20 protein-coding genes are annotated in these 21,400 nt (G+C 63.1%); 10 read left to right on the top strand and 10 right to left on the bottom strand.

Annotated features, from left to right (window positions below; all coding sequences use genetic code 11):
* Window positions 1-41 precede the first annotated feature (41 nt).
* From purH to AC6JBC_RS01830, 4 genes are all read left to right on the top strand, one after another.
* A complete protein-coding gene (gene purH, locus AC6JBC_RS01845) occupies window positions 42-1,631 on the top strand; it encodes a bifunctional phosphoribosylaminoimidazolecarboxamide formyltransferase/IMP cyclohydrolase (protein WP_498025085.1) in 1,590 nt (529 codons plus the stop codon).
* A 114-nt stretch (window positions 1,632-1,745) separates the two neighbouring features.
* On the top strand, window positions 1,746-3,272 hold the full coding sequence (locus AC6JBC_RS01840) for an NAD(P)/FAD-dependent oxidoreductase (RefSeq protein ID WP_498025083.1): 1,527 nt from the start codon (window positions 1,746-1,748) through the stop codon (window positions 3,270-3,272).
* A 10-nt stretch (window positions 3,273-3,282) separates the two neighbouring features.
* The gene (locus AC6JBC_RS01835; RefSeq protein ID WP_498025082.1) at window positions 3,283-3,696 is read left to right on the top strand and encodes a GtrA family protein; all 414 of its coding nucleotides are present in this window, start codon (window positions 3,283-3,285) and stop codon (window positions 3,694-3,696) included.
* A complete protein-coding gene (locus AC6JBC_RS01830; protein WP_498025080.1) occupies window positions 3,674-5,503 on the top strand; it encodes a hypothetical protein in 1,830 nt (609 codons plus the stop codon). Before AC6JBC_RS01835 ends, AC6JBC_RS01830 begins: the two co-directional genes overlap by 23 nt.
* Here the strand turns inward: AC6JBC_RS01830 and msrB are convergent.
* Genes msrB through AC6JBC_RS01815 form a run of 3 tightly spaced genes read right to left on the bottom strand, consistent with a single transcriptional unit; the run spans window position 5,484 to window position 8,125 of the window.
* Window positions 5,484-5,960, bottom strand: a complete 477-nt coding sequence (gene msrB, locus AC6JBC_RS01825) for a peptide-methionine (R)-S-oxide reductase MsrB (RefSeq protein ID WP_498025079.1) — start codon at window positions 5,958-5,960, stop codon at window positions 5,484-5,486. The two genes, AC6JBC_RS01830 and msrB, sit on opposite strands and share 20 nt — an antisense overlap.
* Before the next feature lie 9 nt (window positions 5,961-5,969).
* The gene (locus AC6JBC_RS01820; RefSeq protein ID WP_498025078.1) at window positions 5,970-7,166 is read right to left on the bottom strand and encodes an ABC transporter permease; all 1,197 of its coding nucleotides are present in this window, start codon (window positions 7,164-7,166) and stop codon (window positions 5,970-5,972) included.
* The gene (locus tag AC6JBC_RS01815; RefSeq protein ID WP_498025973.1) at window positions 7,166-8,125 is read right to left on the bottom strand and encodes an ABC transporter ATP-binding protein; all 960 of its coding nucleotides are present in this window, start codon (window positions 8,123-8,125) and stop codon (window positions 7,166-7,168) included. The genes AC6JBC_RS01820 and AC6JBC_RS01815 overlap by 1 nt, the downstream gene beginning before the upstream one ends.
* 22 nt (window positions 8,126-8,147) lie before the next feature.
* Between AC6JBC_RS01815 and queG the strand changes: the two genes are divergently transcribed.
* Complete coding sequence (gene queG / locus AC6JBC_RS01810; RefSeq protein ID WP_498025076.1) at window positions 8,148-9,197, top strand: tRNA epoxyqueuosine(34) reductase QueG; 1,050 nt, start codon at window positions 8,148-8,150, stop codon at window positions 9,195-9,197.
* Between the two features lies 1 nt (window position 9,198).
* Here queG and AC6JBC_RS01805 read toward each other — a convergent pair whose 3' ends face one another.
* Together AC6JBC_RS01805 and AC6JBC_RS01800 are read right to left on the bottom strand one after the other, a co-directional pair.
* Window positions 9,199-9,567, bottom strand: coding sequence for a hypothetical protein (locus AC6JBC_RS01805; RefSeq protein ID WP_464787662.1), 369 nt, complete (start codon window positions 9,565-9,567; stop codon window positions 9,199-9,201).
* Window positions 9,564-10,232 (bottom strand): EI24 domain-containing protein, encoded by a 669-nt coding sequence (locus tag AC6JBC_RS01800; RefSeq protein WP_498025075.1) that lies wholly within the window; start codon window positions 10,230-10,232, stop codon window positions 9,564-9,566. Before AC6JBC_RS01800 ends, AC6JBC_RS01805 begins: the two co-directional genes overlap by 4 nt.
* A gap of 108 nt (window positions 10,233-10,340) precedes the next feature.
* Here AC6JBC_RS01800 and AC6JBC_RS01795 point away from each other — a divergent pair, with 108 nt between their 5' ends.
* Window positions 10,341-11,345, top strand: a complete 1,005-nt coding sequence (locus AC6JBC_RS01795) for an adenosine kinase (RefSeq protein WP_498025074.1) — start codon at window positions 10,341-10,343, stop codon at window positions 11,343-11,345.
* Between the two features lie 61 nt (window positions 11,346-11,406).
* On the opposite strand, the gene AC6JBC_RS01790 is transcribed toward AC6JBC_RS01795, so the two are convergent.
* From AC6JBC_RS01790 to tsaD, 3 genes are read right to left on the bottom strand one after another with little or no spacing between them, the layout of a single operon-like run.
* Window positions 11,407-12,930, bottom strand: coding sequence for a lipopolysaccharide biosynthesis protein (locus tag AC6JBC_RS01790; protein WP_498025073.1), 1,524 nt, complete (start codon window positions 12,928-12,930; stop codon window positions 11,407-11,409).
* Window positions 12,931-12,978: 48 nt separating this feature from the next.
* Complete coding sequence (locus AC6JBC_RS01785) at window positions 12,979-13,950, bottom strand: NAD(P)H-dependent glycerol-3-phosphate dehydrogenase (RefSeq protein WP_498025072.1); 972 nt, start codon at window positions 13,948-13,950, stop codon at window positions 12,979-12,981.
* Window positions 13,947-14,981 (bottom strand): tRNA (adenosine(37)-N6)-threonylcarbamoyltransferase complex transferase subunit TsaD, encoded by a 1,035-nt coding sequence (tsaD, locus tag AC6JBC_RS01780; protein WP_498025071.1) that lies wholly within the window; start codon window positions 14,979-14,981, stop codon window positions 13,947-13,949. Before tsaD ends, AC6JBC_RS01785 begins: the two co-directional genes overlap by 4 nt.
* A 125-nt stretch (window positions 14,982-15,106) precedes the next feature.
* On the opposite strand from tsaD, the gene hemC reads away from it, so the two are divergent.
* The 4 genes from hemC to AC6JBC_RS01760 all read left to right on the top strand — a co-directional run bounded on the left by hemC (window position 15,107) and on the right by AC6JBC_RS01760 (window position 18,392).
* Window positions 15,107-15,964, top strand: a complete 858-nt coding sequence (gene hemC, locus AC6JBC_RS01775; protein ID WP_498025069.1) for a hydroxymethylbilane synthase — start codon at window positions 15,107-15,109, stop codon at window positions 15,962-15,964.
* Window positions 15,961-16,629 (top strand): uroporphyrinogen-III synthase, encoded by a 669-nt coding sequence (locus AC6JBC_RS01770; RefSeq protein WP_498025067.1) that lies wholly within the window; start codon window positions 15,961-15,963, stop codon window positions 16,627-16,629. Before hemC ends, AC6JBC_RS01770 begins: the two co-directional genes overlap by 4 nt.
* 10 nt (window positions 16,630-16,639) lie before the next feature.
* Entirely contained in the window at window positions 16,640-17,527 is an 888-nt protein-coding gene (locus AC6JBC_RS01765; RefSeq protein ID WP_498025065.1) for a hypothetical protein, read from the top strand.
* Between the two features lie 115 nt (window positions 17,528-17,642).
* Entirely contained in the window at window positions 17,643-18,392 is a 750-nt protein-coding gene (locus AC6JBC_RS01760; RefSeq protein ID WP_498025064.1) for an esterase/lipase family protein, read from the top strand.
* Window positions 18,393-18,414: 22 nt separating this feature from the next.
* On the opposite strand, the gene gltX is transcribed toward AC6JBC_RS01760, so the two are convergent.
* Together gltX and AC6JBC_RS01750 are read right to left on the bottom strand one after the other, a co-directional pair.
* Window positions 18,415-19,740: a glutamate--tRNA ligase gene (gltX, locus tag AC6JBC_RS01755; protein WP_498025062.1), complete on the bottom strand. Its 1,326-nt coding sequence runs from the start codon at window positions 19,738-19,740 to the stop codon at window positions 18,415-18,417.
* A 4-nt stretch (window positions 19,741-19,744) separates the two neighbouring features.
* Window positions 19,745-21,400, bottom strand: coding sequence for an NAD+ synthase (locus AC6JBC_RS01750; RefSeq protein WP_498025061.1), 1,656 nt, complete (start codon window positions 21,398-21,400; stop codon window positions 19,745-19,747).

Below are 21,400 nucleotides of genomic sequence, written 5' to 3'. Positions count from 1 at the left end.
TGCGGCAAGCCTGAGCGGCAACCCGAACAGCAGGAAGCATCATGTCAGACGTCACCATCAAACGCGCCCTTCTTTCCGTGTCGGACAAGTCCGGCCTCATCCAACTGGGCCAGGCGCTGGGCAAACATGGCGTCGAACTGGTGTCCACAGGCGGCACCGCCAAGGCGCTGCGCGATGCCGGGCTGGACGTGAAGGATATTTCGGACCTCACCGGCTTCCCGGAAATGATGGACGGCCGGGTCAAGACCCTGCATCCCAAGGTTCATGGTGGCCTGCTCGCCGTGCGCAACAATCCCGATCACGTCGCCTCGATGAACGAACATGAGATCGGCGCCATCGACCTTGTCATCGTCAACCTCTACCCCTTTGCCGCCACGGTCGCGAAGGGCGCCGAGCGCGAAGAGATCATCGAGAATATCGATATTGGCGGCCCCTCCATGGTCCGCTCCGCCGCGAAAAATCATGAGAGCGTCGCCATCGTCACCGATCCCGCCGACTATGCCCGTCTGATCGCGGAGATGATGGAAAAGGGCGGCGCGACCAGCTATGATTTCCGCCGCATGCTAGCGGCGAAGGCTTATGCCGCCACCGCCGCCTATGATTCGATGATCGCCAGCTGGTTCGCCTTTGCCGATCAGGGCGTCGATTTCCCCGAAACGCTGGCGGTGTCGAGCAAGCTGGGCGCGACCCTGCGCTATGGTGAGAACCCGCACCAGTCGGCCGCGCTCTATCTGCCCGTCGGTCCTTCCGCCAATGGCATCGCCCAGGCCAAGCAAATCCAGGGCAAGGAATTGAGCTACAATAATTACAATGACGCCGACGCCGCGCTGGAGCTGGTCAGCGAGTTCCGCGACGGCCCGCCAACCGTCGTGATCGTCAAGCATGCCAATCCTTGCGGGGTCGCCACCGGCGATACGCTGATCGAAGCCTATGAAGCCGCCCTCGCCTGTGACAGCGTGTCTGCTTTTGGCGGCATCATCGCCGTCAACCGTCCGCTGGATGGCCCAACCGCCGAGGCGATCAGCGGCATCTTCACCGAAGTCGTCGCCGCGCCCGACGCTAACGAAGAAGCCAAGGCGATCTTCGCGAAGAAGAAGAACCTCCGGCTGCTGTTGACCGGCGAACTCCCCGACCCGGCGCGCACTGGCCTGATGATGAAGAGCATCGCTGGCGGCATGCTGGTGCAGAGCCGCGACAATGGCCGCGTCTCGCGCGATCAACTGAAGGTCGTGACCAAGCGCGCGCCCACCGATCAGGAGCTGAATGACTGCCTGTTCGCCTGGACCGTCGCCAAGCATGTGAAGTCGAACGCCATCGTCTATGCCAAGGGCAACAGCACCGCTGGCATCGGCGCGGGGCAGATGAACCGTCTCGAATCCGCGCGCATCGCCGCGTGGAAGGCGAAGGACGCCGCTGATAAGGCGGGGTGGAGCGAAGCCCGCACCATCGGCTCTGCGGTGGCCTCCGACGCCTTCTTCCCCTTCGCCGACGGTCTGCTGACGGCGGTCGAAGCAGGCGCGACGGCGGTGATCCAGCCGGGCGGATCGATCCGCGACGAGGAAGTCATCGCGGCGGCGGATGAAGCGGGCCTCGCCATGGTGTTCACCGGCATGCGGCACTTCCGCCATTGAGACCGGCCGGCGGGGCGGTGCACCTGCCCCGCCATGCTTACCTGATCGTTAACCATTCCTTAGATGATTTCCGCCAATTCCGATGATAGAAGTTAGCCTATCGGGGGGCATTGCATGCCGGAAATCGACCAGAATGTGGATGTCGCCATCATTGGCGCGGGTCCGGCAGGCCTGACTGCGGCCTATTTGCTCACCAAAAAGGGCTATTCGGTCACCGTTATCGAAAAGGACCCCCGCTATGTCGGCGGGATCAGCCGTACCGTTGAACTGAACGGATTCCGCTTCGACATTGGCGGCCACCGCTTCTTTTCCAAGTCGAAAGAGGTGGTCGATCTCTGGAACGAGATTTTGCCCAATGATTTCATCCAGCGTCCCCGGATGAGCCGCATCTATTATGAGGGCAAATTCTACAGCTATCCGCTGCGTGCCTTTGAGGCGTTGTGGAACCTTGGCGTGTGGCGATCGACGTTATGCATGGCGAGTTTCGCGAAGGCCAGGCTGCGGCCGAACCGCAATGTCCGATCCTTTCAGGACTGGACGGTGAATGCCTTCGGTCACAAGCTGTTCTCCATCTTCTTCAAGACCTATACCGAAAAGGTCTGGGGCATGCCCTGCAACGAAATGTCGGCTGATTGGGCGGCGCAGCGGATCAAGGGCCTGTCGCTCTGGGGCGCGGTAAAGGATGGGCTGAAGCGCTCGCTGGGTCTTAACAAGCGGCCCAATGACGGCATGGCGACCAAGACCTTGCTGGAAAGCTTTCGCTATCCACGGCTTGGCCCCGGCATGATGTGGGAAGCCGCACGGGACTTCGTCGTCAAGGGCGGCAACAAGGTGCTGATGGCGCATAGCCTCAAGCAGCTGTCGCACGACCAGGGCTCCGGCCAATGGCACATGGTCGCTCAGGGTCCCGAGGGCGAGGTGCTGCTGAAGGCGCGTCATGTCATCAGTTCGGCGCCGATGCGTGAACTGGCGGGACGCATTCATCCTTTGCCCGCGACGCTCGGCAATGCGATGGAGCTTAAGTATCGCGACTTCCTGACCGTGGCGCTGATGATCAAGTCGGAGGATCTGTTCCCTGACAACTGGATTTATATCCATGATTCGAAGGTTCAGGTCGGCCGCATCCAGAATTTCCGCAGCTGGTCTCCGGAAATGGTTCCCGATCCGTCCCTCGCCTGCGTCGGCCTTGAATATTTCTGCTTCGAGGGCGACGGCCTGTGGTCATCGAGTGACGATGCTCTGGTCGAGCTTGCCAAGCGCGAAATGGCGATCCTGGGGCTGTGCGATCCTGCCGATGTGGTCGGGGGAGCGGTTGTCCGTCAGGAAAAAGCCTATCCCGTCTATGACGACGACTATGCCGCCAATGTGCTGAAGATGCGGACGGAACTGGAGCAGCTCTACCCGACGCTGCATCTGGTGGGCCGCAACGGCATGCACCGCTATAATAATCAGGATCATGCCATGATGACCGCCATGCTGACGGTGCGGAACATCGAAGCTGACGAACGGCAGTTCGACATCTGGGCGGTCAACGAGGATGCCGAATATCATGAAGCTGGCGAGGAAGGCGAAGAAGCCATGGGGCAGAATGCGGCGCTGGGTAGCGTGCGACGGGTGCCCGGCCGCCTGAAGGCCGCGTAAACCGGCAGTCATGGCATTGATGAACCTTGGCCATCTGAGCAGCGCTTTCACCGTCCGCTTCACCATAGTCCGCTATTTGCTCGCCAGCCTTTGCGCGCTTTGCGGCGACATGCTGCTGTTCCTGACGCTGCTGCGGTTCGATGTGCCGCCTACGATAGCGGGAGCCATCGGCTATGCATCGGGCCTGCTGTTACACTGGCTGATCAGCGTCCGTTTCGTTTTTCCTTCGGCTGTCGGCCCGACGAACCGGCAGCGTCTGGGCTTTGCGGTCAGCGCCGTGGTAGGCATCGCCGTGACATCCGGCCTTATCAGCGTTTTGGGAGCCGCCGGAATGGCTCCGGCGCTTGCGAAGCTGTTCGCCATTCCAGCAAGTTTTCTATCTGTATATGCGATCCGGAAATATGGCGTCTTCGCCGCTCGCTAAGATCCGCACGGAGTTCACCCGAGACATTGGGGGGACAACCACCCCCAATGCCCGCTGGCTCATCCTTGCCTGGATTTGCTGTTCCATCATTCTGTTGTGGCTGGCCCGCGACCAGCTAGACATTTTGGGCTTTCGTGATCCGGATGACGCAATGCGCCTTCAGCAAGCGCGCGACTGGCTCGGCGGCCAAGCCTTTCTGGATGTCAGTCAGCATCGGGTGAACCCGCCCTTTGGCGGACCCATGCATTGGTCGCGCATCGTCGACATGCCGATCGCGGCGATAATCCTGCTGTTGCGACCGGTGCTGGGCGGCCACCTGGCCGAAGTAATCGCCTGCTCGACAGTTCCACTGCTGTTGTTAGGTGCGTTGGCATGGGCACTCCATGTCGCCGTCGTTCGTATTGCTGGCAAACCGGCGGCGATGCTTGCGCCGGTGCTTATGCTGACGACGCCGACCATCCTTGTGCAGTTCGGGCCGCTGCGGATCGATCACCATGGCTGGCAGATCCTGATGGCGACGATCGCTCTTGCGGGTGCAATGGATACGCGGCCTGCACGCGGCGGCGTGGTCGCAGGCGCTGCCATGGCCGTGTGGCTACAGATTTCGAGCGAAGGACTGCCCTACGCCGCCCTGTTCGCGGCTGTATTGGCGTTGCGGCAGTGGCGAGATCGAGATGAGACGCCCCGCTTTGTGGCCTATGCGCTGACCTTGGGCAGTGCCGCGCTGCTGCTGCTGGCTGTCCTGCGCGGCATGGCGCCGCTGGCGCACGCGCAATGCGATGCCATTTCAGCGGCCTATATCTGGCCATTGATCGCCTTTGCGATCGTGACGCCGATTGTCTTCCGCATCGCCGCCCCCGTTTCCGCGACTGGGCGGTTCGCCGCCGCAGGAACCGGTGCATTGGCCGCCGCTGCGCTGTTCATCATCACTGGCAAGTCTTGCCTGACCGGCGATCCTTTCCAGTCGCTGGGACCCGTCGCCTATAAACTCTGGTATTTGCATGTCATGGAAGGCCGCCCGATCTGGGAACAGGGCCGATCGATGATGGGGCTCATTCTGCTGCCTCCGCTCGCGGGACTGGCCGGATCAATCATGGCGGCGCGAATTGCCGATACGGCCAAGGCGCGCGACCGCTGGCTGGCTGTGGCGCTTCTTCTGACCGGGGCGACGCTGGTCGCCTTGCTGGTGATGCGGGCGATGTCGGTCGCCCATGTACTGGCGTTGCCGGGGGTCGCCTGGTTGATGTTACTGCTCTTCCGCCGGGCGCAGCAGAAAACTGCGACGATCCCGAGGGTGTTCGCGTCCTCGGCGGTCGCCTTGCTCACACCAGCGGCCTTGTGCGCGCTCTGGATCGCGGCGACGGCGGGCGCGGAGAACGATGAGAAATCGCCAACGCCTGCGGGTGAATGCCGGACTGCCGCGGCGTTAGAACCATTGCGGCAGTTGCCCCGATCGACGCTGTTTGCGCCCCTGGATATAGGTCCCGACATTTTGATACGCACCCCCCACGATGTCATCGGCACGGCGCATCACCGGAATGCGGCCGGAATCACGGCGGTGGTCGAGGGCTTTACCGCGTCGCCAACAAAGGCGCGGGCTATTCTGACGGCTTTGAATAGTGGCAAGGGACCAGACTATCTGGTGACCTGTCCCAGCCTAAATGAGTTCAGACATTATGCGGAGGAGCATCCGGGCAGTCTGGCAATGATTTTGGACAAGGGTGGACATCCCGACTGGCTGAAGCCAGTCAGGCTTCAAGGGATGACGTCCTTGCGTGTCTACAGGATCATGCCGCCGAAAAACTGAGCGCCACGCCGTTCATGCAATAGCGTTTCCCAGTGGGCGGCGGTCCATCGTCGAAAACATGGCCCAAGTGGCCGCCGCATCTGGCGCAATGAACCTCGATCCTTGGATAGAGCAGGGACATGTCTCGCGATGTGCCCGTGGCACGGGGCAAGGGCGCCCAGAAGCTCGGCCAGCCTGTGCCGCTGTCGAATTTCGTCTTCGAACTGAACAAGGCCTGCTCGCAACCTGCGCATTTGAAGGTGCCCGCGCGATGTTCCTTGTTCAACGGACTGGTGAAGGGATGTTCGGTGGCCTGCTTGCGCAGCACATTATAGGCAAGCGGGCTGAGACGCTTGCGCCATTCAGCATCGGTGAGGGTAAAGGGATAAGCGGCAGCGGCCTCTTCCATTCCCAATCGCCAGAAGGCCAGAGCAGCTACCGCACAGGCGCCACTTTTGAGAAGATCCCGCCGTGTCATCCCGTCTACCTATCCAACCGGGGCTGAGCGCCGCCTGAACAATTTCCGGCTGCTGCCATGGCCTGATTTAAGCACATGCCGACGGAACAGCCAGACGCCCAGACGGATAATGGCGGCAACCCAAATGGCCTGCCAGACGATCGCAAGAATATGGGGCCATAGCGCGGCGTCCTGAGCCGCCCGCGCGATCATCGCGAATGGCGAGGAGAAGGGAAAGATGATCGCGCCAATCTCTGGAGCGGAGCCCATATGATCAACCGCATAGGTCGCGAAAAAGAAGACGCCCATCTGCGCCATGGTGACCGGCATGTTGAGCGTCTGCACCTCCCGCACGGTTGCGGCCTGCGCACCGATGCCCAGGAATAACGAGCCCAGCAAGGCATAGGCCATGGTGAAATAGACGCCGCCAAGCAGCAGGAACATGGGCCATCCGACGGCAGGGGTAGGCGGGGCGATGTCCGGCCCCGCGAAAATCCGGACGCCCAGCACGACCCCCGCCCCCCAGAAGCCGATGCCGACGAAGCTCATCCCCAGCATGGCGATCAGCTTGCCCAGAAAAACGGAGTCGATCGGGACGGCGGCGGCGAGGATTTCGATCACCTTGTTGGTTTTTTCCTCCACAAGGTTGGAAAGAACCATGCCCGCGAGAAGCATGGTCAGCAGGAATATCAGGACCTGCGCGGCACGACCCGTCAGCAGTCGCGATTGCGCCTCGGCGCCCGCGCTGGCCGTAACAAGCTGCTTCTCGATCCGCACATGGGGGAGCTGTTCGCCAGCGACGGCCGCGCTTGCGAGCAGGCTGATATCGCCTTCCAGCATGGCGAGATCGTCGGCTTTGCCGGTGAGCACGGGATGGGTGATCGTGCCCGACACGATGGCGATGAAGCGGGCGTCGGGCCGCATGAGCAAGGCGCGCGGCGCTCCCTTGGGCGCGCGTTGTAGGCGAGGAAGGTTGTCCGCCCCCAAGCGGGCGGCAAGAATGTCATGGGCACGTTCCATGCGCACCGCATCCTCCCTCGCCATGGCGATGCCGACGGTGGGGCGCAGGCTTTCAGTCGTGATCTTTTCACCCAGACCGCCAAACGCCATGCCGATCACGACCGGGAACAAGGGGCCGAGCAGGAACAGGATGAAGGTCTTTGAGAAGATCACGGCGGAAAAATCGCGGCGGGCGATAACCAGGGCCGCGCGAAGGACTTCGCTCATCAGGCGACCTCCTCTTCCGCATCCTGCATCTGCTGGGCAGCGGCGGCACCCGCTATGGAGACGAACGCGTCATGCAGGCCGGGTCGTTCGATCGAGAGACTTTCGATGCCCGCCTGCCCGTCGAGCAAAGCCCGGAGCAGCGGTTCGATCCCCTCATCCGGCAGATCAAAATGCCATGCGCCATCGGCCGCGAGCGTTTCAGCAGGCAAGGCACGGCGCCAGTTACCATCGCTCGCGCGGGTCCGCAGGCGAACCTGAGGGCGCAGCTTGTCGCGCGCCTCACCCACTGATCCTTCGAACCTGATGCGGCCGCCTGCGACGATGGCGATGCGTTCACAGAGGCGTTCGGCATGCGCGATGACATGGGTGGAAAAGAGGATGGTGACGCCCCGCCGCGCCTGATCGCGGATCAATAGCTCCAACTTGCCCTGGTTGATGGCGTCAAGTCCGGAGAAAGGTTCGTCGAGAACTATCAGCCGAGGTTCGTGGACGATCGTGCCGAACAGCTGAACAGTCTGGGCCATGCCCTTGGACAATTGACGGATCGGCTTGTCGATCGAACTGCCCATGCCATGTTCGGCCAGCATCTCGCGTGCCCGCTGACGCCCTGTTTTCAGCGGCAGCCCGCGCAGGGCGCCCATGAACGCGATCGCTTCCGCCGCCTTCATCGAGGGATAAAGGCCCCGCTCCTCGGGCAGATAGCCGATGGCCCGCGCCTGACGCAGCGGAACATCATCGCCCAGCAGTCGGCGAGAACCCTCGTCGGGATCGATGATGCCGAGCAGCGTACGGAGCAAGGTCGTCTTGCCCGCTCCGTTAGGGCCGAGAATGCCGTAAATGGAGCCGGTGGGAACGGCGAGGTCGATGCCATCGACTGCCCGGAATTTACCGAATGTCTTGACAAGAGCATGGCCTTCGACGGCATAGGCCGAAGGGGGAGCCGGATTGTTACGGATCATCCACTCCTGATAGTCGCACAGCATGCCAACGCAAACCGAAACCTTGGAACAGCGCCTGAAGGCGCAGGCGCAGCGGCTGGGCTTTGCCGCATGTGCGATCGCTCGCGCGAACGCCGCGCCCGAGGCTGGGCGACGGCTGCGCAAATGGCTGGATGATGGGTGCCATGGCGAGATGCTGTGGATGGAGGAGCGCGCAGACCAGCGTGGTTCACCCAGCGCGCTGTGGCCCGACGTACGCAGCGTCATCATGCTGGGGATGAGCTATGCTCCGGGCCGCGACCCGCTGGCGCTGGCGGAGGAAGGCGATCGTGGACGCATATCCGTCTACGCACAGGGCCGCGACTATCATGACGTCGTGAAAAAGGGACTAAAGAGCCTCGCTCGCTGGCTGGTCGAGGAGCAGGCGAGCGCCCTTAAGGTCTTCGTGGACACCGCGCCGGTGATGGAAAAGCCGCTGGCGATGGCCGCAGGTCTGGGCTGGCAGGGGAAGCACAGCAATCTGGTCAGCCGGGCGCATGGCAGCTGGCTGTTCCTGGGCGCGATCTATAGCGAACTGGCCCTGGAACCCGACCAGCCCGAAGTGGATCATTGCGGCAGTTGCACGGCCTGCCAGTCGGCCTGCCCCACTGATGCTTTTCCCGCTCCCTATGTCGTGGATGCGCGGCGGTGCATCTCTTACCTTACCATCGAACATAAGGGGCCGATCCCGCCCGAGTTTCGCGAGAAGATTGGCAATCGCATCTACGGCTGCGACGATTGCCTGGCGGTGTGTCCGTGGAACAAGTTCGCTGATGCGGCAGCGGCAAACCGGGCGTTTATCGGACGTGCCGAACTGGCTGCGCCTGAAATTGGCGACCTGCTGGCTTTGGATGATGCAGTGTTTCGGGAGGTTTTCTCAGGGTCGCCGATCAAGCGGATCGGGCGCAACCGGATGGTCCGCAACGCGGCCATAGCGGCAGGGAATAGCGGGAACCCCAGCCTGCTGGCGCGATTGCACCCGTTGCTGAGCGATGACGATCCCGTAGTGGCGGAAGCGGCGGCGTGGGCCGTGGAGCGGCTATCTGCGCCGTGACCTACCGCCCCAGCGCTGAAGCGCAGGCGCCAGGATCGATATCGATGCCGGCGGGGGTGCGCGCATCGACATGGGTGACGACAGGCTCCTTACCGCGAGCCGGTGCGTAAAGATAGGCGTCTAGAACGCAGCGTCCGTTAGCGAACTGGAGCTTACGCATGGTGCTTTCCCGGATATCAAGTCGAGGCGTACCGAATTGCTGGACGAGGTGGCGCGCGTCCATTCCCATGAGCGGACCCGATTTCATGAAGGCGCTGGCGGGCGGACCAGCTGGCGATGGGCGCATCGGCGCAGGCGGCACAATCGAGCCGCCGCAAGCCGCCAATGGCAACGCAAGCAAGACCGAAAGGATATGTTGGGAAGCTTTCATCGTGACTTGTTCCGGACGCCGTGCAGCATGTGCACCGCCATAGCCGCGCTCCAAACGGGCGCAAGCAAGTTGATGAAGGGAATGAGGAACATAAGCGCCGAGACGAGGCCCATGAGCCACCGGCCGAGGCGGGGGATCGGCAAAAGCCCCGGATGCCTCTGCTCCACCATATCGCTGAGATCGCGACCCAGCAGATAGGCGTTAAGCGCCAGGAAGAGCAGGACCGTGCCGACGCCAGTGACCAGAAGAAGGAGGTAGACCGGCAGCGCCAGCATGTTCCAGCCCGCCGTTCGCGCGGCCGAAGCGAGGGCAAGCCGCAAGCTGGGCGCGAAGCCCAGGGGCCGCGCGGCGGCTGCGGCGGCGGGATAGCTGTCCCGTTCGACCGCAGCCACGATGTCGTCGGCGAACAGGTTCATGACTGCCATGGCGATGGTCCGGAAGAGCAGCCATGCAAGCGCGGCGAGGCTCATAGCCGTTACGGCTGCTTCCGCTAGGCCACCACCACTCCAGCCGAAATATGCGCGCATTGCGTGGACTGCCGTCCAAAGACCCAATCCGGCCAGCGCGAAAATCAGCAGCGTCAGCATGAGCGTCTTGGCCAAGAGGCGCAGAGCAGCCCGATGAAATATGACGGGAAAGGCACGAAGGGCGGCGGCGATCACCATGGGCACGCTATTCCGCGCTCTGCACGCATGGTCAATCTGCAACATTGCACGCAGCAGCGCGGCTCGATAGACACGGCGCGATTTTGAGCCATTGAGTAAGGATATCGCGTGACCGCTGCTGCTGTTCCCTCGCTAGATGTTGTCGCGATCGGCAATGCCATTGTCGACGTCCTTGCCCCTAGCGATGACGCGTTCCTTGCCGAACATGCGCTGACCAAGGGCGGGATGCAGCTGATCGACGCGGAGACGGCCGAGGCGCTCTATGCCGATATGGGCGCGGGCAAAGAGGTCAGCGGTGGATCAGCGGCGAACACGCTGGCTGGCCTCGCGGCACTGGGCAAGCGCTGCGCCTTCATCGGGCAAGTGCGCGACGACCAGTTGGGCGATGTGTTCACCCATGACGTACGCGCCCTCGGTATCCGCTATGACACGCCAGCGGTGGGGGGCGAGGTGCCCACCGCGCGCTGCCTGATCCTGGTGACGCCGGACGCTCAACGCACGATGAACACATTCCTGGGCGCGTCGCAGTTTCTGCCGGAATCGGCCCTCGACCTCGACCTGATCCGTTCAGCATCGATCCTCTATCTGGAAGGCTATCTGTGGGATCCTGAACAGCCGCGCGCTGCCATGCGTGCCGCCATCGATGCCGCGAAAGGGGCGGGCCGCAAGGTTGCCTTCACGCTGTCAGATGGCTTCGTCATTGAACGGCATCGGGATGATTTCGTGCAACTCATCGATCAGGGGTTGATCGACATCCTCTTTTCCAACGAGCATGAAATTCAGTCGCTGACGCAGATCGATGATTTTGACAAAGCGGTGGCGTCATTCGCCGGGCGTGTGCCGGTGCTGATCTCGACGCGCAGCGAAAAGGGCGCGATCGCTGTTGTGGACGGGGTTCGCTATGAAGTGCCCGCAGCGCCTGTTGCGCAGGTGATCGACACCACGGGCGCGGGCGACCTGTTCGCCGCAGGGTTCCTTGCCGGTCATATCGAGGAACTGGACGTGCATCATTGCCTCGAACTGGGCGCAGCAGCCGCAGCCGAAGTGATTTCCCATTGGGGTGCGCGGCCCGAGCAGGATTTGAAGCTGATCCGGGCGAAGCTGGGGCGGTAAGACCGCGAAACACTCATCCGCATCGACCGGGAAGATCCAAGCCGCCTAAGCTCTACTTAGATCAGGCGGCTTTCTGGCGCCGGAACAAGGCCCGGTCATCGGGGCCGAAGCCCCATCGCCAAATGACAAAGCCGTAGACGGCCAGAATCGTCCCCACTCCGAAAACAAGTTCGATCCATTCCAGCGCGGGCGGCAGAGCGACGAAGGCGGCGCCCACAATGCAGGCAGCGCCACATGCGCTGAGCAATGGCCAGCGCCACGCATTTACTTTAGCCTTGAGCAGATGAGACAAAAGGCGCGCCTTCACCAGCGCGCCAACCCCCAGCGCGATGGTGAGCGCGAGAGCCGGTGCCGCTGCTATCGCCATCGGAGACAGATCAAACCGGCGCGCAAGCAATATGAGCCCGAAACTGAGTGCGGCCTGCAATCCGATCATGAACAGCGAAATCATCAGGTTGCGGTGGCGAGCGATATATACCAGCGCAGATTCGCTGACCACGGCAGTGGCCGCGACGACCTCCGCCAGCAGGAGAAAGGCGAGCGCTCCGGTGCCGCCAACGAAATGCGGCCCGACTAGCCCCATCACCGCCTCGCCGGGTATGCCAAGCGCAAGGGCGATACCGGCCTGCGCGGCGATGATCCAGAAGCCCACCTGACTGACCTGCCGCGCAATGGCGGCAAGATTGCCCTCGGCAAGGTTGCGGGTGATGACCGGCCCCAGAATCGGATCGAAGCTGGTTTTCAGCTTTTGCGGCAATGAGGCAACCTGCTGCGCTACATAGTAGACGCCGACGATCGCGGGACTGACGAACAGGCCCAGAATGGCGAGGTCGAGGCGACGCGATCCCCATTCCACGCCGTCGGCAGCGGCGAGCGGCAAGTTGCGGCGCGCGAGACGCCAAAGCCTGCCGAAGTCGGGGCGCCATCCATAGGGTATGCCATAGTGGCGGGTCATGGGGATGATAGAGGCGACAAACGCCGCGATCATGGAAACGACGTAAGAGAGGATAAGGCCATCGCGTGTGGAATAAAAAGCAAAAGCGAAAGCGCCGATGCTGATAGCCCAGGGTTCTATGATGGACCGGGCACGAACAGTGGCCCCTATGTCAAAACGATAGGCACAGGCGGCCAGCGCAACGTCTGACCCTGCAACGGCTATCACGATGAGCGCCAGCAAGCGGTCAAGGCCATTGATCCCGCTGTTGGGGAACATCGCTTGCGGGAAGGCAACCAATATGCAGCTGCCGATCGAGGCGGCGATCAGCGTCACCAGCATCGCGTCCGTGACGACATGGCCGTGAGGACGCTCGGTTTGAGCCAGCGCTCCAGCCAGACCGCGTTTCAGCCCCAGCGTCGCCAGTTGCGCGATGAATTCGACGACTAGGACCGCATAGGCGAAACGGCCTAGCGCATCGGCACCATACCAGCGGCCAGCGATGAAAAGGAAAGGGAGGCGAGCAGCCAGGCGCAGAAGAAAGCCGAAAATGTTCGTCCGGCCACCTCTGGCAAGCGCCGCGATGTCATCCTGTTGCGCGGAGGAAGCCTGCTCAGTCGGCAAAGAAAGTGGATCCCCCTGTCGCGTCATATTCTCTGTTGCCGGACGGTAAACAATAAATGATCGAAGGGCGACGGATTATTCGGGACGCAGCGGACGCGCGAGCAGCGCGTCGATGACTTCGCCCAGAGGGGCCGCGTCTTCCAGCAGGGCACAGACAGCTTCCACCACCGGCATTTCGACAGAGGCCGCGCGTGCAGCCTCGCGCAGCACGGGCGCAGTAAAGGCGCCTTCGGCAACGGTGCGGCGATTGGCGAGCAGTTCGGCAGCCGATCGGCCTTCGCCCAGTCCCTTGCCGAGCGAGAAATTGCGCGAGTTGGTCGAGGAACAGGTGAGAACCAGATCACCCAAACCTGACAAGCCCGAGAGAGTTTCGGCGCGGGCGCCGCGTGCGAGGCCAAAACGCGTCATTTCGGCAAAGCCTCGGCTGATGAGCGATGCGCGAGCGTTCAGGCCGAGGCCCGCTCCGTCTGCAACGCCGCAAGCGATGGCGAGCACATTTTTGACCGCCCCGCCAATCTCCGCACCTACGATGTCATCGGACAGGTAGGGACGAAAGGCAGGGCGGGCGACGCGCGCCGCGATACGCCCGGCAAGCTGTGCATCATCGCAAGCCAAGGTGACGGCGGTGGGAAGCCCCCGCGCGACCTCATGAGCGAAGGTTGGACCTGACAAAACGCCGATCGGCGAACTGGGCTGGGCCTGCTTGGCGACTTCCGACATGAGCAGGCCGGAGCCAGCTTCGATCCCCTTCGAACACAGGATGAGGGGGATACCGGCGGGGAGTCCCGCCACGACAGCGCGCAGGTGCTGAGCCGGGCTGACGATCAACAGCAACTCCCGATCAACCATGGCCCCCATGTCCTCCGTCGCCTGCACGGCTGGATTGAGAGGAATACCGGGAAGATAAAGGGGATTGAGATGATCCTGATTGATGGCGCTGACTACGTCCGGTTCAAGCGCCCACAAGCGAACATCCTCGCCTTGCGACGAAAGGGTTTGCGCAAGGGCCGTGCCCCAGGCGCCCGCTCCTATGACACCCGCCTTCATGCCTTCACTCCTGCCCCGCGCGCTTTTTCGGCATCCGGATCCAGCGGCCAGCGCGGCCGGGCTGGAACGGTAAGATCATCGACGAGACCGGCTGCATAGCGTTCAGCCCCTGCCCAGGCGATCATCGCGGCATTATCCGTGCAAAGCCAAAGCGGGGGCGCGACAAAGGGAAGATCATGCCGCGCGGCGAGTGCCTGAAGCCCCGCGCGGATCGACTGGTTGGCGGCAACGCCACCCGCGACGACCAGAGCGGTTATCCCGTCCAGCGCGGCAAGCTGCTTTTCAGTCCGATCGACGAGGCAATCTATCACTGCCTGCTGGAAGCTCGCGGCAATGTCTTCGGTCGAATATTGTCCCGATTGCGCAGCGCGCATCACCGCGCTCTTGAGACCGGCAAAGGAGAAATGCGGCTCAGCCGTGCCGACGAGCGGACGCGGCAGGGGAACGGCCTTGGGATTGCCGCTTGCCGCAGCCCGCTCGACTGCCGGACCTCCCGGGTAGCCGAGGCCAAGCAGCTTGGCGGTCTTGTCGAACGCCTCCCCACTGGCATCGTCAATCGTGGTGGCAAGGCGGGCATAATCACCCGGCCCGCGGACATGGAGCAACTGGCAATGTCCGCCGGAAACCAGCAACAGGAGGTAAGGGAATTGCAGCGTCGGGTCGGCAAGCCGGGGCGAAAGCGCATGGCCTTCGAGATGATTGACGGCAATCAGCGGCTTGTTGACGGCATGGGCGAGCGCCTTGCCAGTCACCAGACCGACCATCACGCCGCCGATCAATCCGGGACCTGCCGTCGCGGCGATCACGTCAACCTGATCCAGGGTCAGATCCGCGTCGGCGAGTGCCGCTTCGATCAGCGGAGCTAGCGCCTCGACATGGGCGCGGGCGGCGATTTCAGGTACGACGCCGCCATAAGGGCGGTGCGCCTCCTCCTGCGTGGCGAGACGGTGGGCGAGTATCTTCCCATCAGCCGTCACCAACGCTGCCGCAGTTTCGTCGCAGCTAGATTCCAGGCCGAGGATGATCGTCATTGCTGCTTCCATCTAATGGCCACGGATATTAGAGCAAGCGGCATATGACATCGCAATCTTTCACACCTGATCGCCCGCTCCGTCTTGGCACGCGAGGTTCGCCCCTTGCGCTGGCACAAGCGCGCATGACGGCCGAGGCGCTGTGCACCCGACATGGCTGGGGGCCGGACGCGATCGAGACGGTGATCGTCCAGACAAGCGGCGACCGGATTCAAGACCGGGCGTTGGCGGAAATCGGCGGCAAGGCGCTGTGGACGAAGGAACTGGATAGGGCGCTGGTGGAAGGTCAGATCGATTTTGCCGTCCATTCCATGAAGGATGTGGAGACTATTCGGCCCGTGGAAATCATGGTTGCCGCCATGCTGCCCCGCGCCGATGTCCGGGATCGGCTGGTCGGCGCGGAGAGCTTTGCGGCCCTGCCCGAGAACCCGGTGGTGGGGTCAAGTTCCCCCCGGCGGGCGGCGCAGGTCAAGCGGCTGCGGCCTGATGCGCAGGTCGTGCTGTTCAGGGGGAATGTCGCAACGCGGCTGGCAAAGCTTGCCGCAGGGGAAGTCGATGCGACATTGCTTGCAGCGGCTGGCCTCGACCGGCTGGGGCAGCCGGACGTCGGGACATGCATCCCGCTTGACGTCATGCTGCCAGCGCCATCGCAGGGCGCGGTGGGCATTGAGACATTGAGCGACAATGCGCAAATGCAGGCGCTGCTGGCCGGGATCAACGATAGCGATACGTTTGATTGCGTGATGGCCGAGCGAGCAGTCCTCAAAGGGCTGGGCGGGACGTGCCATTCGCCGATCGCGGCTCTGGGGCGGCTGGAGAATGGGAATATCCGCCTCGCAGCCGAGATATTGAGCGCTGACGGGCGCGAGCGGGTGGATGACATAAGGGTCATCGCGCGCGGCGATCTCAGCGCGGCGGAGGCGCTGGGCCACTCCCTGCTCGACCGTGCCAGCGCGGAGCTGCGCGCTCTGTTCGAGGCGTGAGGCCGGTCATCATCCTGCGGCCCGAACCGGGCGCGAGCGAGACTGCTGCGCGGGCAAGGAAGCTTGGTCTCCAGCCCCGCCTTTGCCCATTGTTCGAGGCACGGCCGGTCAGCTGGGACGCCCCTCTCCCCGAGCGGTTCGATGCACTGTTGATGACCAGTGCGCAGGCGGCGCGGCTCGGCGGATCGCAGCTTGTCCGTTACCGGGCGCTGCCCGCCTACGCGGTCGGGAGCGCTACCGCCCAGGCGATGGCACAGCATGGTTTCGCAAATGTCGTCAGCGGCGATCAGGATGGCAGCGCCATTGCGGCCCGCATCGCTGCGGACGGACACCGGCGGGTGCTGCATCTGGGAGGCACGACCCTCGCCCCGATAGAGGCGGGGCAGTTGAGTATCGAGCGGGTGGCCGTCTACACGATTGGCGCGAGGCCGCAGGCGCAGCTTGATCCTCAGCTGGAGCCTGACGCGATATTGCTGGTTCATTCCCCGCGTGCGGGCGCCAAGCTTGCAGAAATGATCGCGCCGGAGCGGCGGCGCGATCTCCATGTCATCGCCATCAGCCCGGCGACTCTTTCAGCCTGCGGCCCCGGCTGGGCCAGCGGCGAAGCGCCCGACAGGCCCGATGACGAGAGGATGCTGGCCCTCGCGACACGATTGTGCGAATGATCCCGCCAAGATGGAAGAAAGGTCCTCAATGAGCGAAGAAGGCGGCGCGACAAGCGTCACGGCGATTGCGCCGGTTCCTCCGCGCAAACGGAGTTCCTGGCCGATCTTCCCGTCCCTGCTGCTTGCCTTTGTGATCGGCGTCGCGCTTGCCATCGGCACGATGCTCTATTTCCAGGGCCGCTGGAATGATCGCGCGCAACCGCCGGTCCCCACCGCCGACCCCTATTTGCGCCCCGGCGTCGCGCTACGCCCACTGTCCGCAGACGCGGCGCAGATGCTGGACGGAAGGGTGGTCCAGCTGGAAGATCGGCTCAATCGCATTACCGTAGAGGCTCAGACAGCGTCCGGAAATGCAGCCCGCGCCGAGGGATTGCTGGTCGCCTTTGCCGCGCGCCGTGCGCTCGATAGCGGGATGCCTCTCGGCTATATCGAAGGACAATTGAGGTTGCGCTTTGGCCAGGCGCAGCCGCGAGCCGTGGCGACGATCATCAATGCGGCGCGCGAGCCGGTCACGATTACCGACCTGCGCGCCGGACTTTCCGGCGTCGCCGATCAATTGACGACGCCCGGGCCGCAAACGAGCTGGTGGGAGTCTGTGGAGCATGAGGCCCGCGAACTCGTCACCATCAGGCGGACATCCACACCCTCTCCGCGCCCGGAGGCTGCGATGGAACGGGCGCTGCGTTATATCGATGCGGGGCGGGTAGGTCCGGCTCTCACCGAGGTGGAGAAAATGCCCGGCAGGGCGGCCGCCGACAGGTGGATGCAGTTCGCCCGCCGCTATATCGAAGCACGGCGAGCGCTGGACCTGATCGAAACCGCAGCCATATTGGAGCCGCGCCAATTGCACGGCGTCAGTGGTGGGCCAGTCACCCAAACCTCTCCCCTAGCGCCTTGATCCACCTGTCATAATCGACCAGCCGTTGAGACGGCCGCGCGAAACCATTGGACGCGCGGCGCATTTGTCATGAGAATGTCATCTTTCGCCTTTGGGCCTTGGAGACTGTTTTCTCGTGCCGCCTTATGTCGATTCGATCACCAGCTTCTGGAAGGGTCGCTTAGCGCAGCATCCTAACGATGCGGTGCGGCCTTCCTTGCGGCATTTGCTGGGCAACGCGTCCATGCCGATTGATCTGGCGCGCAGCCGTGCCCGAGCCGGTGCCTTGTCGCGAGCGATAAAGGGCGATGGGCGCCACGTCCTGCTGATCCCCGGCCTGCTCGCTTCAGAGCAGCGGATGGAGATGATGCGCGCGATCCTTCAGGCTGCGGGATATAGCGCTCACAGCTGGGACATGGGACGCAATCTGGGTCCCCGGCCAGACACGCTGGAGCAAATCGACCGGCGAGTGGAGAGGATTCGCAGGGAGGCCGATGCACCAGTGACCCTGGTGGGCTGGAGCCTGGGCGGGCTGTTCGCACGAGAATATGCCAAGGTCGCGCAGGAGAAAGTTGCTGGCGTCATCACCATGGGCACGCCCTTTTCAGGCGATCCCCGCGCCAATCATGCTTGGCGGCTATATCAATTGGTTTCGGGTCATCCTGTCGATTGCCCCCCTTTTGCCTGCGACCGGGAGGTAAAGCCGCAGGTCCCCACCATTGCCCTCTGGTCGCGGCGCGACGGGGTCATCGTGCCGGAATGCGCAAAGGGCAGGCCCGGCGAGCGCGACAGGGCCATCGAGGTGGATTGCACACATATGGGCTTTGCTGTCGCGCCCGAAGGCATATTGGCCGTGGGCAAGGCGCTGGAAGGTCTGCGCGCCTGATTTGCTCAGGGCGTCGTCCGGCTCAACTCAGGCGACGTAGTGCTTCGTCTCTGCCGATCAGCGGCAAGAGTTGAGCCATGTCCGGGCCGTGATCCAGCCCGGTGAGGGCACGGCGTAAGGGCAGGAACAGCATTTTGCCCTTACGGCCTGTACGCTCCTTGAGCGCGCCGGTGAGCGCGGGCCAGATGTCCGCGTTGAAGTCCAACTCCAGCAGTATCCCCCGGGCAGTCTCGAGGAAGGCGCGATCATCCTCATCCGGAGTGGGCGCTTCGATAGGGCCGGTTACAATGCGCCACCAATCGGCGGCTTGCCCAACATTTTCGAGGTTCGGCCGGATGGCGTTCCAGCCTGCTTCATCCATCCCGGCAGGCAGGCGGCCGGACACTTCGCCATAGGGTAGAAGATGGACGATCTTCTGGTTGAGTGCGGCCAGTTCCGCTTCGTCGAAGCGGGCGGGCGCTCGTCCAAAATGCGCGAAGTCGAAGCTTTCGACCAACGGCTCGACATTCGCGAACGGCTCTACCGGCAGTGATGTGCCAAGGCGGGCGAGCAACGACAAGACAGCCATGGCCTCCAGGCCGATCTCGCGGAAATGGGCGACGCCTAGCGAGCCCAGGCGCTTCGAGAGCTTGCCTTCGCTTCCGGTCAGCAACGCCTCATGCGCGAAGGAGGGCAGCTTCACACCCAGCGCTGCGAACATCTGGATCTGAACCGCCGTGTTGGAGACATGATCTTCGCCGCGCAGCACATGGGTTACGCCCATGTCCACATCGTCGATCACGGATGGGAGCATATAGAGCCAGCTGCCATCGGCACGGCGGATCACCGGGTCGGATAGCAGCTTGGGGTCAAAGCGCTGCTCGCCACGGATAAGGTCGGTCCAGAGGATCGGCTGATCATGATCGAGCTTGAAGCGCCAATGGGGTGTGCGGCCTTCAGCTTCATGGGCGGCGATCTGATCGGCGGTGAGCGACAGGGCGGCGCGGTCATAGACCGGCGGAAGGCCCCGGCCCAGCAGGACCTTCCGGCGCAGTTCGAGTTCCTGCTGCGTTTCATAGGCCGGGTAAACATGGCCCGACGCCTTCAATTGCTCGAACCGGCTTTCATACAGGGCGAAGCGGTCGGACTGCTTTTCCTCGCCATCCCAGTTCAGGCCGAGCCATGTCAGGTCCGCCCGGATCGCGTCGGCATATTCCGCGCGAGAGCGCTCAAGGTCGGTGTCATCAAGGCGCAGGAGGAACCTGCCGCCGCTTTTGCGCGCCCAAAGCCAGTTGTGGAGCGCGGCGCGGATATTGCCGACATGAAGGTTGCCGGTTGGCGACGGGGCAAAGCGGGTGATGACGGTCATGAGCTTAAAGGGTCCGGAAAGCGTTGGTGATCGGATAGCGGCGATCACGGCCGAAATTGCGCATGCCGAGCTTCACGCCCGGAGGGGATTGGCGCCGCTTATATTCGGCGACATAGAGGAGGCGTTCGATGCGGGCGACCACATCCTTGTCAAACCCGCGCGCGACAAGCTCTTCTACCGACAGCTCCTCCTCCACCAGGCCGTACAGGATCGGGTCCAGCACCTCATAGGGTGGCAGGCTATCCTCATCCTTCTGATCCTCACGCAATTCCGCGCTCGGTGGCTTGGTGATCACGCGTTCGGGCATGACTGGACCAGATGGGCCAAGGCCGAGCGAAGAGACATTCTCGTTGCGCCAACGGCTGAGGTCGAAGACGGTGGTCTTGTAGGCGTCCTTCAGCACCGAATAACCACCCGCCATATCGCCATAGATGGTGGCGTAGCCGACCGACATCTCGCTCTTGTTCCCGGTGGTCAGCAGCATGTGGCCGAACTTGTTCGACAGGCCCATGAGCGTCACGCCACGAATGCGGGACTGGAGATTTTCTTCGGTAAGGTCGCGCTGCCGCCCCGCGAAAGCATCGGCCAGCATCGTATCGAAGGCCGCCACGGCAGGCTCGATCGGGATCGTGTCGTAGCGGATGCCGAGCAAGCGGGCGCATTCGACGGCATCGTCCAGACTGTCCTGGCTGGTGAAGCGCGACGGCATCATGACGCTCCAGACGCGCTCCGGCCCCAGGGCGTCCACGGCCACCGCTGCCGACAGCGCTGAGTCGATGCCGCCTGACAGGCCAAGGACGACACCGGGAAAGCCGTTGCGGTTCACATAGTCGCGCAGGCCGAGTACCATCGCATTATAGATGTCGGCCGGGCGGCTATCGAGTTCATGCCGATCGCCGGGAATGCAGACCCACTGGCCTTCCCATTTTTCCCAATGGGTGAGGACGAGCGCTTCCTCCCAGTCGGCGAGTTGGTGGGCGATGCTGCGGTCGGCGCCCATGACGAAGGAGGCGCCGTCGAACACCAGTTCATCCTGGCCGCCGACGCGGTTCAGATAGACGAGCGGCAGGCCGGTTTCGCGCACACGTGTACCTGCGACGGCGTTAATGCGGCGGTCGTCCTTGTCGACTTCGAATGGGCTGCCATTGGGGCTGATGAGGATTTCCGCCCCTTCGGCCCGCAGATGCGCGGTGACGAAGGGGAACCAGATATCCTCGCAGATCGGCACGCCGATCTTCACGCCGCGGAAATCGATGGGCGCAGGCAGCGGGCCGGGCGCGAACAGGCGCTTTTCATCGAACGTGCCATAATTGGGCAGTTCGCGCTTTTGCCGGATGGCGGTGACGGCGCCATCTTCCAACAGGGCGACGACATTGAACAACACGCCTTGCGACGCGACCACGGTGCCGACCAGCATCGCGGGGCCGCCGTCCGCTGTCGCCTGGGCCAGACGATCCAGTTCATGGTTGGCGCGATCGACCAATGCTGGCTTCAACACCAGGTCTTCGGGCGGGTAGCCAATCAGTTGAAGCTCGGGGAAGACGATGAGGTCGGCGCCGGTCGCGCGCGCTCGCCATTCGAGCATCGCGTCCGCATTAGCCTTCAGGTCGCCCACGCTTTGTGTCATCTGGGCAAGGGCGATCACGAGTTTATCGGTCAT

Source organism: Sphingobium sp. RC1, assembly GCF_059738765.1.
The sequence above is the reverse complement of the archived record's forward strand: the minus strand, read 5'-3'. Positions and strand labels throughout refer to the sequence as shown.